Raw genomic sequence first — 16,309 nt, forward strand, 5'->3', positions numbered from 1 at the left:
TGGGTTAGTTAAAATCATTGTAAACTGGCGTATCTAATGGTACAATTCTCCAGTTGTCAGTGTACACTTTTACAGAAGTTGCTTTTGAAGGGAATTCTACTTCGCTTGCATTTCCTGTTACGTTAGATAGTTTTACATCAGAATTTTCGAAGTAAATTCCAAAGTTTTGGTACGTTGCCGCTTCACGATATGCTAAAACTGTTTCGAAAGTAAATGCTTCTTTAGACCATGCATAGAATTTGTTTAACGGAATTGTAACTGTGATCCATCCTGTTGTATTTACGCCAATTGCTTTACCATCTTTAATCCAAGGAACATAATTGTAACAAGCTCCTGCCCATTCTCCGCCATTAAAGTTATTGATCATACAAATTTTTAAGAAGCCTGATTCTCTCCAAACATCTGGCACATAGATATCAAACTGAAATGCTACTTTGTCTAATGCTGTACTTGCTGGAATGTATGGGGTTAATTGTGCTCTCCAATTGTCTACTCCATTTCCTGCTGTCCAAACTTCAGAACAACGGTTTTTAGCGGCATCAAAAGAAGCGATACGAGCTGGACGATGAGGTACGTATTTTCCTTGAGATGTATTTCCTGTTCCTAAAACTGCCGATTCTATATCTGTTGGCTGAATCATACTTGTTGAAGTTCCCCAATATCCATGAGAACCTTGTCCGTCAAAATCTAATAATATACCTTTTTTGAAGTTAAAATATCTTGGAGAATAAACACCTCCATTTGATGTTTCTGCGTAAATTGAACCTCCTAAATCTGAAATTCCGTTTGGAACAACTACTGTAAAAGATTCTCCTTCTTCGTCTGAAGTGATTCCTGTTGTTACTTCAACATTTCCTGGAAAAACTACTTTGCTTACTTCTGTTAAGCCTGTTCCTGAAACAATAATTGTTTCTCCTGGATTTGGCATTGTATTGGACATACTTATAATAGAAGGTTTTCCTGCGCGAATTTGAAAAGGAAATGTGACTTCGTTATTGTCATTTACAAAACGAATTGTATTTCTTACTGATGGATCTGCATCTGTAATTGGAGTATCTGCTGAAATGCTCACTAACATTGAGGTATTAGAAACAAAAACAACATTGAAATAAGTAGAATATCCGTTAATATATACTTTCTTCAAACCTGCAAATCCAGAACCTTCAATGCGCAATAGCTGTCCTAAACGAGCAAAACTAACTTCTCTATCAGGTACAGATGAATTTACATCTTCTAAAAACACTTTTGTAATTGTAATTGTGCTTCCTTCTGAATCGTTATTATCGCAAGAAGTAAACAGCATACTGAAAACCATCATGCTAAAGAGTGCGATGGGCGCCCAATACTTTTTATTTAAAATATATTTCATATTTATATCTTTTAGTTTTTTATTTCTGAAACTAGAATAAGTCTTTTATTTTCTCTTCTGTAAACTGATACGGAACAGGATTTTCTCTCAATAATGGATTCTGAACTAATTCAGATTCTGGATAAGGAAGTGTGAAAATGGTCGCGTCGATTACACCAATTGCTCTCGGACTTGTCGCTTTTGAAGCATCAACCGTAACTGTATTTGTGGCTGTATCGTACAAAATTGGAGTTATTGTTCCTCTGTTTTGTCCTGTAACGTAGTTAATTACTTCTTGCTGTTTGTAGTAAGCTCTACGAACTAAGTCGTACCAATATTGTCCTTCCATACATAATTCAACTCTTCTTTCATGAATAATATCTGCATAAGTCAAAGTTGTTTTTGGGTCTAAGCCTGCACGTGCACGAAGTCTATTTACGACTGAAATGGCTGTTGCATCTGCTGTTGAAGCATTGTTTCCTAAAGCTGCTTCTGCGTAATTCAAATAAACTTCTGCAAGACGTAACATATAAGTGTTTAAAGCAGAATTCATACGGGTAATTTTAGAATTATCTTTTGTAGAACCTACGACACCTTTTTTAACCGTTAGGAAATCTGCAGTGTGATCTACAGTATAACCGCCATTTGCTTTATTAATTTCAGCATAATGATCGCCATCTCCCATAAAAGTTGCTCTACGGCGAAGATCTTTTGACTCATATTCTTGTAAAACATTATAAGAAGCTCTTGTCCAGTATCCCCAAGCAGCATCGTCTCCTGTAATATCAGAACCTAAAGCAAAATAAGCTTGCTTGCGTATTGTTTACTCCGTAATCTCCGTTTGGAACCCATTGCAGTGCAAACATTGATTCTGAATTATTATTATTATCAATCATGAATAAATCTTCATAATTTGCCATTAAACTATATGGCCCAGAACTCATTACTTTTTCTGCGACTTTTTTAGCCAAATCAAGATATTCTTGGTTGCGGGTTCCGCTGTTTGGGTTGTCGCTTACTCCCGAAAATGACAAGTAAACGCGAGATAGCATTCCGAATGCGCTATATCTTGTTAAACGTCCAGATTGACCAGCAGTTTCAGGAAGATATTTTGCCGCAAATTCTAAATCACGTATAGCGAATTCATAAACATCTTTCATTGGATTTTTATTCACAATTGGATTTTTTACCAATTCGCTTGGATTTGTAGAAATGATTACATCTCCCCATAATGAAGCCAAATACCAATAAGCCGTTCCTCTCATAAAACGAGCTTCGGCAATGTATCTATCCTTAACTGCATCACTCAACGGGCTTCCAGAAATCCCGATGATCACGTTATTAGACTGTTGCACTACATTATACAATGATGCCCAAGCCGAAACCAAAGGTCCTGTTAATCCTGTTTCTGTTAAATCTGTAAACGGATAAACGTAATCTGAGAAAGGCGCATACATGTTTGCAGCACGTCCGTCTCCTAATCCGTAATAAAATTTATCATTAAAATCGAACCATACTTTGTTGTACAATGGTCCTGTTGCTGCCTGAAAATCAGACTCGCTTTTATAAAAATTCTCTTTTGTAATTACATCATTCGGTTCAACATCTAAAATGTCGCCGCAACTCGTCCAAACAAATGGCAATGCAATAATTAAAGCCGTATAAAATATTTTCTTTGTTTTCATTGTGCGTTTTTTAGAAATTAACAGTTAATCCAAGTGTAGTGATTGTTGGTGAAGGATAACGTCCGTTATCTACACCATTTAAAAGCTGATTTTGGTTTATTGCTCCAACTTCTGGATCGTATCCTTTATACTTCGTAAAGGTTAAAACATTCTGCATGTTTGAGGTCACTTTTACATTTGAAATTCCGTACTTAGAGTATAAGTCTTTAGGAAGATTATACGATATTGAAATGTTTTTAAGTCTTACATAAGATCCATCTTCTACAAATCTGTTGCTTAAACGATAATTAGATGCCGAAGAAGCCGAAGAAGTCGCAATTCTAGTCATGTAAGGATCTCCACCTACAATCTGAACGTTACGATAATCATTTGGTCCGTTCGGATCGATTAGTTCTAATTGTGCATATCCTAAAGCAGTTTTTAATAAGTTGGTATTCTCACGAGGGTTTTCTAACCATCTTCTTTGGTAATTTAGAACTTCATTTCCGTAAGAACCGGTAAATAAAATGCTTACATCAAATCCTAAGAAAGAAAAACTATTATTAAGTCCGAATGTAAAATCTGGATTAGGATTACCAATATAACCAGCATCTTTTTCGTTGATTACACCATCTTTATTCGCATCTTCAAACATATAATCTCCAATCCAAACACCATTTTCACCAATTGCCATTCCTTCAGGCAATGCTGTTGGTTTTACTACTCCGTTGGCATCTTTATAATAGAAATCTGTTGCTTTTTCAAAACGTCCGATTACTTTATAGCCATAAAATTGTCCTAATGGCTGTCCAACAGCAGTACGAGTAACAACCGTTACGTCTGAACCTTGTTGTAAGGTCTGATCGTAAACACCAGATTCTGAATTCAGTTTCAATACTTTAGATCTATTCACTGAAATATTGAAATTTGATTTCCAAAGAAAATCTTTTCTCTGCATGTTAATCGTGTTAATAGTGAACTCAAAACCTTTATTTTCAAGAGATCCAATATTAGCAAAAGGTGGCGTTGTAGCTCCTTGCCCTGTTGTTCCTACATAAGCAGGAAGTGATAATCTTAATAATAAATCGTCTGTTTTCTTGTAATAAGCATCTGCTGTGATTTCAATTCTATTGTCTAGAAGTCCGATGTCTAAACCAATATTAGTCTGGTTTGATTTTTCCCATTTAAGGTCTGGATTTGCTGTATTAGTTGCAATTTGTCCGCTTCCCCAATTTGTAGCAGAAGTACCGTAAACAGAAGTGTAAGCATTATTTGGTACGCTTGAGTTACCTGTTACTCCCCATCCAGCACGTAATTTTAGGTTGCTAATTGTCTGGTTTTCTTTCAAAAATGATTCATTTGAAACTTTCCAAGCTAATGCAGCAGATGGAAACCAATCCCATTTGTTGCCTTCAGCAAATTGTGAAGATCCGTCTCTTCTAATTGTTCCTGTTAGAATATATCTATCATCAAATGTATAAGTTGCTCTTGCAAAATAAGAACTAAGCGATTTTGTAGAACTTGCATTTGAGTTTCTTGCTGTTGTTGGGTCACCTGCATTTAAATCTGTTGCTCCGTTTGTTAAATAGCCTGAACGGTAACCGTATAGATTTTCCCAGTTTTGCTCTTGAAGCTCTTGAGCCAACATCGCATTAACATTACTTTTTCCGAATACTTTATTATAAGTCAATGTATTTGTCCAAATCCAGTTTTCGCTAGTAGATTTTGTTCTTGATCCTTCTCTTACTTCGTTTGATAATGCTCCAAAAGTATAAGATGGATTAAAAGTATATCTATTTCCAAAACCATAATCTATAGAATATTGTGTTTTAAGTTTTAAATCTTTTGTAAAACCAATTTCTGCATACACATTCCCTCTAATTCCGTAATCTTTTCCGTGATTATCTTTAAGCATTGCAATTCCGAGTGGGTTGGTTTGAACGAATTCAGTTGTATCTGGTCCATCAAAAGTTCCATCAGCATTACGAGACGCTACGTTTGGAGTTTGTTTTAGTGCCGTTAAAATCACAGAATCATCATTAACTGTTGTTACCTGATTGGTTTTGTAGGTATTTAAATTCACTCCAACCTTCATCCATTTTTTTACTTGAGAATCGACTACAGCTCGAATCGTCATACGATCAAATGAAGATCCGATTATTGTTCCTTCCTGATCAAAATAAGACATTCCTAATGCATAAGTGGTAGTATCAGATCCGCCTGAAGCAGATAAATTATAACTCTGGATTAAACCTGTTTGAAATAATTCGTCTTGCCAATTTGTTCCTTCTCCTAATAAATCAGGACGAATAAAATAAGGGTCTCTTTGTACGATTCCTAAATCTGCTCTTGTGTTTTTAAGCGTTCCATATTCTCGCAAATTTAGCACTTGCAATTCTTTAGGCATTTGCTTGCCATCCTACATAACTGTCAAAATTTAAAGTCAAATCTCCTTTTCTACCTGTTTTAGTTGTCACCATAATTACTCCATTTGCAGCTCGAGATCCATAAATAGCAGTTGCAGAAGCATCTTTCAAAATATCGATCGAAGCGATATCTTGCGGGTTAATTCCTGAAAGCGGATTTGTATTTAATGAACCAGAATTACCATCTATAATGACACCATCAATTACATAAATTGGCTCATTAGAACCTGTAATAGAACTTATACCACGAATACGCACCGAAGAACTTCCGCCTGGTGTACCACTATTCTGCTGAATCTGCACCCCAGCAGCTCGTCCTTGTAATACCTGATCTATAGTTGTAGAAACAGATTGTGTTACTGCCGCACTAGATATAGAAGAAATAGCTCCTGTTAAATCTGCTCTTTTTGCAGTTCCGTATCCAATAACAACAACTTCTTTCAAGTCATTTAAATTTTCTTCTAGTACGGCATCAATTTTAGTTTTATTGTTCACCGCTACTTCGTGCGGTTTATATCCGATAAAGCTGAAAACTAAAATACTATTAGTAGGAATAGATTGGAGCGTATAAGTTCCGTCAAAATTCGATACTGTACTTGTTTTAGTTCCCTTTACAATAATATTGACACCCGGTATTGGTCCGGCACCATCAGTTACAGTACCTGTAACAGTAATTTGTGCATTTACCGAAGCAGAAAATACTATCATCAGGATTAAGAACCCCAAATTCTTAAAGTATTTAGATCTGCTTTTAGTAATTAAAAAGTTAGTCATAAATAATTGGTTTAATGAGTTAATAGTTGGTTTAGTTAGTTTCTATTTGGCGACTATAGTATTACTTTCAATTTTTAACATTTCAAGCGAATAACAACTTATAGTCAAAACAAATATATGCAAAAAACAATAACACACAATCGGTTGCGTTAATTTTTATTCTCAATTTGAAAAAAATATCATTAAAAAAAGAATTATACGCAGTAAAATTTAAAAAATATTAAACAATCATCAAAAACAGTATTTGATATAACGAAAACGTTAGAGATAATAAATCGTTTAATTCAAAATCTTAAAAAAAACATAAAATGTTAAATTCTTATTTTTTTAAGCAAGTACTAAAACGATGTAGTAACCGTCGTAAAATTCGTCATAAAATAAATTTTTGTCAATCCCTTATAAAACGGGACTTAAGAAATATTAAATACTGAAAACCAATACACTAGACCCTATAATGTATATTTCTTACAAAACTTAAGAAAGAAACAATCGGTTGCTTTTATTTTATAAAAAAACTCCCTTCTAAATAACTAGAAGGGAGTTTAAAAACTATAAAAAATGAAAAACAAAAATATTATAAGTTCATCTTTTTAGCATCTTCAACAAATTGTTTCAGACCAATATCTGTTAACGGATGTTTCAACAATCCTTTAATCGCAGAAAGGGGTCCTGTCATTACATCGGAACCAATTTTTGCACAATTGATAATATGCATCGTGTGTCTCACAGAAGCCGATAATATTTGAGTTTGATAATTATAGTTATCATAGATTTCTCTAATTTCCGAAATCAGATGCATTCCGTCTGTTGAAACATCATCTAAACGTCCTAAAAATGGAGAAACGTAAGTCGCTCCTGCTTTTGCCGCCAATAAGGCTTGTCCAGCAGAAAATACCAAAGTTACATTGGTACGAATTTCTTTTGAAGAAAAATATTTACAGGCTTTTACACCATCACCAATCATAGGCAATTTCACTACGATCTGAGGATGTAAAGCGGCCAATTCCTCGCCTTCTCTTACCATTCCTTCAAAGTCGGTTGAGATTACCTCAGCAGAAACATCGCCATCAACGATATTACAAATGTCAAGATAATGTTTCAGGATATTTTCTTTTCCTGTAATTCCTTCTTTTGCCATTAAAGACGGATTGGTAGTTACACCATCTAAAACGCCTAAAGCCTGCGCTTCTTCAATATCTTGAAGATTAGCAGTGTCAATAAAAAATTTCATAAGTTTTTTGGTTTATTAGTTGTTATAAATAATTCTTTATCATCGAATGAATCGCATAGTGTGTCATTTCGACGAAGGAGACCCGAGCGATAGCGAACAGGCAAAGCAAATCTTCGCGAGAAACTCGACAAAGATTAGTTATTTACTTTGTGGAGCTACTTACGGAGATTTCTCCTTCGTCGAAATGACAAAACTGTACGTTTTTTTCTTTGTGTAGATAAATTTAGTAGAGACGCACTGCAGTGTGTCGAAATTTTAGTGAGTGAAAAATGTGCATTTCGATTGATTCTGCTCTTCAAAAAACCTTCAATAAAAAAAACTCACTTATTATTTTATCAAACTGACTTTTTATTCATTTCAATTTTCAAAAAACAGTAACTAAACCTTCAATCTGTTTTTCTTGAATCTTAATGTAAAAAAGCCATAATCTTAATACACATTTTCGAAGTTTTTATCTAAAAAAACATTTTTAGACATTTTAACGTTTTACAACTATCATGTTTAAAAATTAAAACTTTTTCTAGATTTTTTTCTCACTAAATATTTTGGAGAAACCTAACAGTCCCGATGCATCGGGGCTGTTAGGTTGAATATTTAAAATCTAAATCAATTAAATATATTGATTAATGATATTTTCAAACAATTCTTGTTTACCGCTTTGAAGATTTAATTCTCCATTTTCGTGAGCGATAGTATAAAGATCTTTTAAACCTAATTTACCGTCAGCAAAATCTTTACCTTTTCCAGAATCAAAAGAGCTGTATCTTTCTTTTCTTAATTTTTCGTATGGAGAAGAAGAAATGATTTTATCAGCAGTCAGTAAAGCTCTTGCAAAAGTATCAGCTCCACCAATGTGCGCTAAGAAAACATCTTCTAAGTCTGTAGAGTTTCTTCTAATTTTAGCATCAAAGTTAACTCCACCACCTTGTAATCCGCCAGCTTTTAAGAAAACTAACATTGCTTCAGTAGTTTCTTGGATGTTATTCGGGAACTGATCTGTATCCCATCCGTTTTGGTAATCACCTCTGTTAGCATCGATACTTCCTAACATTCCAGCTTTTGCGACCACTTCTAATTCGTGTTGGAAAGTATGTTGCGCTAAAGTAGCGTGGTTTACCTCGATATTGATTTTGAAATCTTTATCTAAACCATAATTTTTTAAGAATCCAATTGCAGTTGCTGAGTCAAAATCGTATTGGTGTTTAGATGGCTCCATTGGTTTTGGTTCGATGAAGAAAGTTCCTTTGAAACCTTGAGCTCTTGCGTAATCTCTAGACATTGCTAAGAATTGCGCCATATGGTCTAATTCTCTTCCCATATCTGTGTTAAGTAAAGACATATAACCTTCTCTACCTCCCCAGAATACATAGTTTTCTCCTCCTAAAGCGATTGTAGCATCCAAAGCCAATTTTACTTGTCCACCAGCTCTTGCTACTACATTAAAATCAGGATTTGTAGCCGCACCGTTCATGAATCTTGGGTTTGAGAAACAGTTTGAAGTTCCCCAAAGCAATTTAATTCCAGAGTCTGCTTTTTTCTGTTTTAAGTAATCTGTAATGAATGCCAAACGTTTTTCTGATTCTGCGAAAGTTGGCCCTTCGTTAATCAAATCGTAATCGTGGAAACAGAAATAATCGAATCCCATTTTGCTAATGAATTCAAAAGCAGCATCTGCCTTATCTTTAGTCGCCTGATACGGATCTGATGAAGCATCCCAAGCAAATTGCTTGCGTTCCTGGTCCGAATGGATCGCTACCTTGTCCGCAGAATGTATGCCAATAAGCGATAGCAAATTTAAAGTGCTCACGCATTGTTTTCCCAGCCACAACTTGGTCTGGATTGTAATATTTAAATGCCAAAGGATTGTCAGACTCTTTTCCTTCAAATTTAATTTGGCCAATACCTTTGTAGTATTCTTTATCTCCTAAAACTATCATTTGATTCTTTTATTTATTTGTTAATATTAATTCTAATTCTTGTTTCCATTTTTTATAAGTCGCTTCGTATTCCTCTTTATTTTTTAGAGGCAAAAAAGTCATTACGTGATCGTTTGTTGTAATTCCTGAACCAAATTTTTCAAAGTCACCATCTGTCAAGCCTACTGCTCTTGCTGCTCCTACTGCTCCGGTTGTATTGTAAATTTCTATTTCATGTCCAATTAATGTGGCAACTGTATTAGAGAAAATTTCGGAACGGAATAAATTATCATTTCCGGCTCTAATTACATTAATCGTTGCATTGTCATCTTTCAAGCATTCCATTCCGTACACAAAAGAAAACGCAATTGCTTCCAAAGATGCTCTGAATAAATGTGCGCTGGTATGAATATTAAAATTCAAGTTTAAAATATGAGATCCAATGTTTTTATTATTGAACATTCTTTCGGCTCCATTTCCAAACGGAATAACAACCAATCCTTGTGAGCCAACATTTATCTGAGACGCCTTTTCATTCATTTCTTCATACGACTCATTTCCGATATTGTTTCGCATCCATCGGTATTGAATTCCTGCTCCATTGATATTCAGTAATTTTCCAACTCTCGGATTTGATTCCGTATAATTTACATGAACAAAGTTGTTTACACGAGTACTTTTTCCTGAATTTGTTTCTGTAACAGCATAGAAAACGCCCGACGTACCACCTGTCGCTGCAACTTCTCCCGGTCGAAGCACATTTAATGACAAAGCATTATTTGGCTGATCTCCTGCTCTGTACACGATCGGAATTCCTGCAGGAAGACCAGATTCTTGTGAAGCTTTTTCAGTAACAACACCTTGATTCGTAAAATTCTCTACAATTTTTGGAGTTAATACTGTATCAATTCCGTAATATTCTAAAAGCCAGTCGGCTACTTTATTTTCTTTATAATCCCAAAGCATTCCTTCAGACAAACCATTTTTGGTAGTCGTTACTTCGCCCGTTAATTTCAAAGCGATGTAATCTCCCGGAAGCATATATTTAGAGATCTTATTGTAAACTTCAGGTTCGTTTTCTTTCACCCATTTTAGCTTTGAAGCAGTAAAATTTCCTGGCGAATTCAATAAATGCGACATGCATTTTTCTTCTCCAATTTCGGCGAAAGCCTTATTTCCAATTTCAACCGCACGGCTGTCACACCAGATAATTGAGTTTCGAAGCGCACTTCCGTCATTGTCCACAATCACCAATCCGTGCATTTGGTACGAAATACCAATTCCCTGAATTTTAGAAGCATCGATATTTGATTCTTTAATCGCTCTTTTAGTCGCTGTACAGATGTGCTGCCACCAGATTTCAGGATCTTGCTCTGCCCAGTCTGGGTGAATCGAAAGGATTTCCATTTCGTTCTGCGGTTCATTCAGAACGATTACTTTTTTGCCCGTTTCTGCTTCTACCAAGGCCGCCTTGACAGAAGAACTTCCAATATCATATCCGATATAATACATACTATAATGATTCTCTTATTATTAATTTTGTTGGCACATAACACTGCGTTTCTTCGTCATGCGTGATAAATGCCGCTGCTTTGGTTCCTAGTTCTTTAAAATCAGTTGAAACAACCGAAATTCCTTTGTATATAAACTTTTTCATTGGGGTTTCGTTATAAGATAAAAATCCAACGTCTTTCCCTGGTTCATAATCTTTCTCTTTGCACTGTTCTAAAAAGTGTCCCAAAATTCGGTCGCTTACACTGATATATGCAATTCCTTTCTCGATATTGAACTTTTTTGGATCCGTAATCACTTCATATTCAAAACCAAAATCGGCACAGAATTTTTTAAAATATTCTACCGTTTCCCACGGATGATTTGTAAAATCTGGATATACAAATTGTATTTTTTTATACTTTTTAAACAGATCTCGTTGCTTCTTTTAAAGACTCATAAAACGCTTTCCCGAAATCCTGAAAAACATAATTATTCGCTTTATCTGCTCTAATATTCCAGTCAATCAAAAGCAGTTTATCTTTTGAGATTGCCGACAATGCTGGCGGAATATCCTTGTGGTCAAAATTCATTACCACATATTTGTAATATTTCCCGATTCCGTTATTAATGATCGTTTTAAAAACATCAATATTATAATGGTGAAACTGCACATCGATAATCACATTATCAGGCAAATTATTCACAACCGAATGATACAAAACCTCTTTATAAGCCTTAAACGTATCCAAAACCAAAAGCACTTTTCTTGTTTCACCCGCTACATAATAGCCTTTGTTAGGCACAGAATCGATTACTTTTTGATCTTTTAAAATTGAATACGCCTTAAAAACCGTATCTCTTGAAAGCTGATATGTTTTGCAAATCACATTTACAGACGGGAGCAAATCTCCCTTTTGCAAAATATTTTCCGCAATAGCATTTGTAATTCCGTCAACCAACTGCTGGTACTTCGGAATATCACTTTCGTGATTTATTATAAATTCAAATTTTTCTTCTTCTTTTAGCATACCGTTCTGTTCCGTTCTGTTATGCTAAAGTAGCTAAAAATCTTTTATAAAAAATTATTTTTTACATGAATTATGTTATTTTTTTTAGCTCCGGAAGAGCGTAATATTTATAGAAAATTAAAATGCACATAGATTAAAAACTCCGGCGGAGCGACACATTTATCGCAAAATAATATATCACCCCGCTGAGGCTTTTTACAATTGGGCGTTCTAAAAATTCTATAAATATTTCGTCCCTCTGGGACTTCGCGAGTAACTCCAAATAAGACTCCCATCTTTGTCGAGTTTCTTGTGGAGATTTCTCCTCCGTCGAAATGACAAACTAGATGAAATATCTATAGTATTTTTTTCTATCATAGCTCTGGAAGAGCGTAATATTTATATAAAATTAAAATCCTCACCTATTAAAAGCTCCAGTGGGGCGACATATAACACATCATTATAAAACTCAAAAACAACACAACCGATTGTATTTTTTTTCAAATTTTTTTACACAGAAAAACTAATCTATTAATCTTCTTATTCCGTAAGGATCTATTGTGATAATCGAACCATCTTCTAAATAATCGATTTTGGTTACTTTCATGCTTCGCAAATGTGTTACTCCTTTTGACAAACTAGAATCGTGGTAAAACAAATACCATTCGCCTTCTACTTCGCAAATCGAATGATGTGATGTCCAACCCACAACTGGATTCAAAATTCTTCCTTGATATGTAAAAGGCCCATAAGGATTATCGCCAATTCCATAACATATAAAATGTGTATCTCCTGTCGAATAAGAGAAATAATATTTTCCGTTATATTTATGAACCCAAGAAGCTTCAAAAAAACGACGATCGTTATCGCCTGCTTTTATAACTTCTCCATTTTCATCCAGAATTAAAATCTCTTTTGGCTCTTCGTCAAATTCCAACATATCTTCTCGAAGTCTAGCTACAATAGGGCCTAACTCTTTTTCATTTGCTAAAGGTTCTTCATTATTCTGATCGTATTTGTTATTTCGGTATTTCTGAAGCTGTCCGCCCCAAATTCCTCCAAAATAGATATAATGTTTGCCATCCTCGTCTTCAAAAACTGCTGGATCAATACTATAGCTTCCTTTTATAGCCTCTTTTTCAGGAATAAAAGGTCCAACAGGCGAATCTGAAATAGCCACTCCAATCTGGAAAATTCCGTTAGCGCGTTTGGCAGGAAAATACAAATAATACTTTCCGTTTTTGTGGGCTGCATCTGGCGCCCACATTTGTTTTTCCGCCCAAGCAACATCGTCTACGTGTAACGCTACGCCATTATCAACCGCTTCTGATGAAATATCTTCCATCGAAAAAACGTGATAATCTTCCATCCCAAAATGATCTCCATTGTCATTAAATGGAATTCCAGCATCGATGTCGTGTGAAGGATAAATATAAATTTTACCATTAAATACATGCGCCGAAGGATCGGCTGTATAAATGTGTGATACTAAAGGCTTTGAAATCGCCAGTTCATTAATTTCCTCAAAATTAATGTGTTCAATGCTATCTTCAGGCATAGTGATATTTTGTTTAAATAATTAAGTTCTTCGTTCTTTAAGTTCTGTTTCGATTTGCACTTCCATTTCTTTATTGATTTTATAGAAAAACAGCAATCCAGCTCCAATTAAAAAAGGGATTGCAGGGAAAATACTCACTAGTAATTTGATTCCGTTTATAGCTGTTTCTGATTGTTGAGAAGCATTTGGAACGTAATGGAAATAGCCTAAAAACAAGGTTGTTAAAGCGCCACCAACACTTAATCCTGTTTTCAATCCGACCATCATTGCAGAGAAAATAATGGCCGTTGCACGACGGTTATTCAGCCATTCTGAATAATCGGCAACATCGGCAATCATAGCCCAAAGAATTGGTATTGTGATTCCGTAGAAAAATCCGTGTAAGATTTGAGAAAAAAACATCAATCCAATTGAAGCTGGCGGAAAGAAATAGAAAGCAATAATGAATAAAGTCGAAATGAATAAAAACACTCCAAAAACATTTCGTTTTCCATATTTGTCTGCCAAGTTCTTAGATAATGTAATACCGACAATCATAAAGATAATTCCTCCCGCATTGAATAAACCGAAGCCCGCAGAAACTGGATCATTACCAAAATGATTTAGCCCAATCGTAGTTAGAAAATCTAATATTGGCTGAATAAAAACGGCTAACTGTTCTTTGTTTACATAGTTTTCAAAATAATATACATAAGAACCGCCTTTCATCGCCAGGGTCACAAAAACCAAAGTCGTCAGGGTAAGCATAATTACCCAAGGTCTGTTTTTGATTAAATCGCTTAAATCTTCTTTAACGCTTGATTTTTGTTCTGGTTTCGGAATGATTCTTTCTTTCGTCGTTAAAAAAGTAATTAAAAGCATGATTGTTCCAATAATTGCCAAAGCAGTCATTACTTTCTCGATTCCAATTGCTTTATCACCATTTCCAGCACTTTTAATAATTCCAAGCATAAAAACCTGAACAAAAAACTGAGCAAACATAACCGCCACAAAACGGTACGAAGACATACTGTTTCTTTCTTTCATATCGCCTGTAATGACACCGCTTAAGGCAGAATACGGCAAATTGTTTCCTGCATAAAAAAGCAACAATAAAGTATATGTTACAACGGCATAAATTACTTTTCCTTTATAAGAGAAATCGGGAGTTGAAAATGCTAATAAGGCCACTACTCCAAGCGGAATCGCTGTTATTAAAATCCATGGTCTGAATTTTCCCCACTTGGTACTCGTTCTATCTGCTACAACTCCAATAATTGGGTTAAAAATAAAAGCGGCGATTAATCCAACGATCAGCATAATAATGGAAGAATCAGTTGGCGACAAGCCGTAAATATCGGTGTAGAAATACGCCAGATAGGTCATCAAAGTTTGAAAAACGAGATTGGCGACAAGATCTCCTAAACTGTATCCAATTTTTTCTTTGATGGATAGTTTTTGTGAAATTTTAGTCATTGGTGGGTTTGTGGTCATTTTGTTGGTTAGTTAGTTTTTACTCCTGCAAGGTTTTCATAACCTTGTAGGTTTCCTATTGATTAAAACTGCTCTTCAATTTTATGCCTACAAGGTTATGAAAACCTTGCAGGAATGCAAATTACAATTAAAACAATCGGTTGTGTAAAATTAGACAAAAAAACATATTATGCAAATTTACTTCACTTTATTTAAGTTATTTTTCAAACCACAACCGATTGTCGGGTAATTCATCAATCCTTACGCCATTTTATTATTTATTCTTTGGTCTCTTTAAGATTTAAAATACTATCGTAAGCTTTTTTATGTCTTAAAGTTGCATCAAATGGTAACGGATAATTTGTTCTTCCTTTTATCGGCCAATCATTTAACCAAGATTGTCCATCATGAACGCCCCAAAAAGTAACTCTACTGATTTTATCTTTGTGTTTCAAAAATAATTTAAAAATCGAAGCGTAACGTTCTGCAAGCTTGTTTTGAATAGAATCTGGCAATGCTTTAGGGTACGGATTCATTTTCGCGCTTCCTTCAAAATTTTGACTAATTTCTGCCCCTTTTAAATCCCACGGGTTTGGTAATACTGTAATATCTAATTCTGTAAACGCTACTTTAACTCCTAAAGCCGAATACTCTAAAATACTTTTCTCAATTTCTTCTATTGACGGGCTTCCTAACCTCCAATGTCCTTGAATTCCAACGCCATCTACTTTTCCTCCTTCTGCTTTTATTTTTTTGATTAAGGCAATCGCTCCTGCCCTTTTTGCTGGTTCTTCAATATTATAATCGTTATAATACAATTCTGCTTTAGGATCTGCTTTTGTCGCTAATTTGAATGCATCAACAAGATATTTCTCTCCGAGTGTTTTCAAAAAAACAGATTGTCTCAAAGTTCCGTCCTCATTTAAAGCTTCGTTTACAACATCCCAAGAATTGATTTTTCCTTTGTATTTGGAAACAATCGTATTGATATGATCTTGCATAAAAGCTTTCATTTCTGTGCTGTCTGCGATTTTCTCCATCCAAGGTGCCAATTGGCTGTGCCAAATCAAAGTATGTCCGTGAATAAACATTTTATTCTTTTCTCCATACGCGACAAATTTATCTGCTAAAGTAAAATCATATTTGTCTTTTTGCGGATGTACATACATAGATTTCATAATATTCTCAGCCGTAATTGCATTAAATTCTTTTCGAATAAGAGAATCTTCTTTAGCATTTTTGACTTCGATTTGATCCGCACTTAAAGCGGTTCCAATATAAAAATCGCTTTTATAAGCATCTTTTAATGAAGGCGTTTCTTTTTGCGAAGTGCAGCTCATAGCCAACAAAGTCGTGACGGCAAATAAATAAGGTTTAATAAATTTCATATCTTTTGGTTTAATAGTTAATAGCTTTTATTCGTTTAGTTTTGTCCATTC

General features: G+C 34.8%; 12 protein-coding genes and 1 pseudogene. All 13 read right to left on the bottom strand.

Going from position 1 to position 16,309, the window contains the following annotated elements:
* Window positions 1–4: 4 nt before the first annotated feature.
* Window positions 5–1,369: a glycan-binding surface protein gene (locus P5P87_RS10860; protein WP_278022557.1), complete on the bottom strand. Its 1,365-nt coding sequence runs from the start codon at window positions 1,367–1,369 to the stop codon at window positions 5–7.
* 31 nt (window positions 1,370–1,400) lie between these two features.
* Complete coding sequence (locus tag P5P87_RS10865) at window positions 1,401–2,168, bottom strand: RagB/SusD family nutrient uptake outer membrane protein (protein ID WP_340696693.1); 768 nt, start codon at window positions 2,166–2,168, stop codon at window positions 1,401–1,403.
* The gene (locus tag P5P87_RS10870; protein WP_278022559.1) at window positions 2,134–3,033 is read right to left on the bottom strand and encodes a RagB/SusD family nutrient uptake outer membrane protein; all 900 of its coding nucleotides are present in this window, start codon (window positions 3,031–3,033) and stop codon (window positions 2,134–2,136) included. Before P5P87_RS10870 ends, P5P87_RS10865 begins: the two co-directional genes overlap by 35 nt.
* A 10-nt stretch (window positions 3,034–3,043) precedes the next feature.
* Window positions 3,044–5,401 (bottom strand): SusC/RagA family TonB-linked outer membrane protein, encoded by a 2,358-nt coding sequence (locus P5P87_RS10875; RefSeq protein ID WP_278022560.1) that lies wholly within the window; start codon window positions 5,399–5,401, stop codon window positions 3,044–3,046.
* 10 nt (window positions 5,402–5,411) lie between these two features.
* Entirely contained in the window at window positions 5,412–6,146 is a 735-nt protein-coding gene (locus P5P87_RS10880) for a TonB-dependent receptor plug domain-containing protein (RefSeq protein ID WP_278022561.1), read from the bottom strand.
* 640 nt (window positions 6,147–6,786) lie between these two features.
* On the bottom strand, window positions 6,787–7,443 hold the full coding sequence (fsa, locus tag P5P87_RS10885; RefSeq protein WP_198858447.1) for a fructose-6-phosphate aldolase: 657 nt from the start codon (window positions 7,441–7,443) through the stop codon (window positions 6,787–6,789).
* 610 nt (window positions 7,444–8,053) lie between these two features.
* Window positions 8,054–9,380, bottom strand: a pseudogene (gene xylA, locus P5P87_RS10890) (xylose isomerase).
* A gap of 9 nt (window positions 9,381–9,389) precedes the next feature.
* A complete protein-coding gene (locus P5P87_RS10895) occupies window positions 9,390–10,871 on the bottom strand; it encodes a xylulokinase (RefSeq protein WP_278022562.1) in 1,482 nt (493 codons plus the stop codon).
* Between the two features lies 1 nt (window position 10,872).
* A complete protein-coding gene (locus P5P87_RS10900; protein WP_278022563.1) occupies window positions 10,873–11,169 on the bottom strand; it encodes a LacI family DNA-binding transcriptional regulator in 297 nt (98 codons plus the stop codon).
* Between the two features lie 106 nt (window positions 11,170–11,275).
* Window positions 11,276–11,881 (bottom strand): GntR family transcriptional regulator, encoded by a 606-nt coding sequence (locus tag P5P87_RS10905; RefSeq protein WP_278022564.1) that lies wholly within the window; start codon window positions 11,879–11,881, stop codon window positions 11,276–11,278.
* Between the two features lie 502 nt (window positions 11,882–12,383).
* Window positions 12,384–13,418 (bottom strand): glycoside hydrolase family 43 protein, encoded by a 1,035-nt coding sequence (locus P5P87_RS10910; protein ID WP_198858451.1) that lies wholly within the window; start codon window positions 13,416–13,418, stop codon window positions 12,384–12,386.
* A gap of 21 nt (window positions 13,419–13,439) precedes the next feature.
* The gene (locus P5P87_RS10915) at window positions 13,440–14,873 is read right to left on the bottom strand and encodes an MFS transporter (RefSeq protein ID WP_278022786.1); all 1,434 of its coding nucleotides are present in this window, start codon (window positions 14,871–14,873) and stop codon (window positions 13,440–13,442) included.
* 275 nt (window positions 14,874–15,148) lie between these two features.
* On the bottom strand, window positions 15,149–16,258 hold the full coding sequence (locus P5P87_RS10920; protein ID WP_278022565.1) for an endo-1,4-beta-xylanase: 1,110 nt from the start codon (window positions 16,256–16,258) through the stop codon (window positions 15,149–15,151).
* Window positions 16,259–16,309 lie beyond the last annotated feature (51 nt).

The sequence above is a fragment of the Flavobacterium ginsengisoli genome (assembly GCF_029625315.1).
GTDB classification, from domain to species: domain Bacteria; phylum Bacteroidota; class Bacteroidia; order Flavobacteriales; family Flavobacteriaceae; genus Flavobacterium; species Flavobacterium ginsengisoli.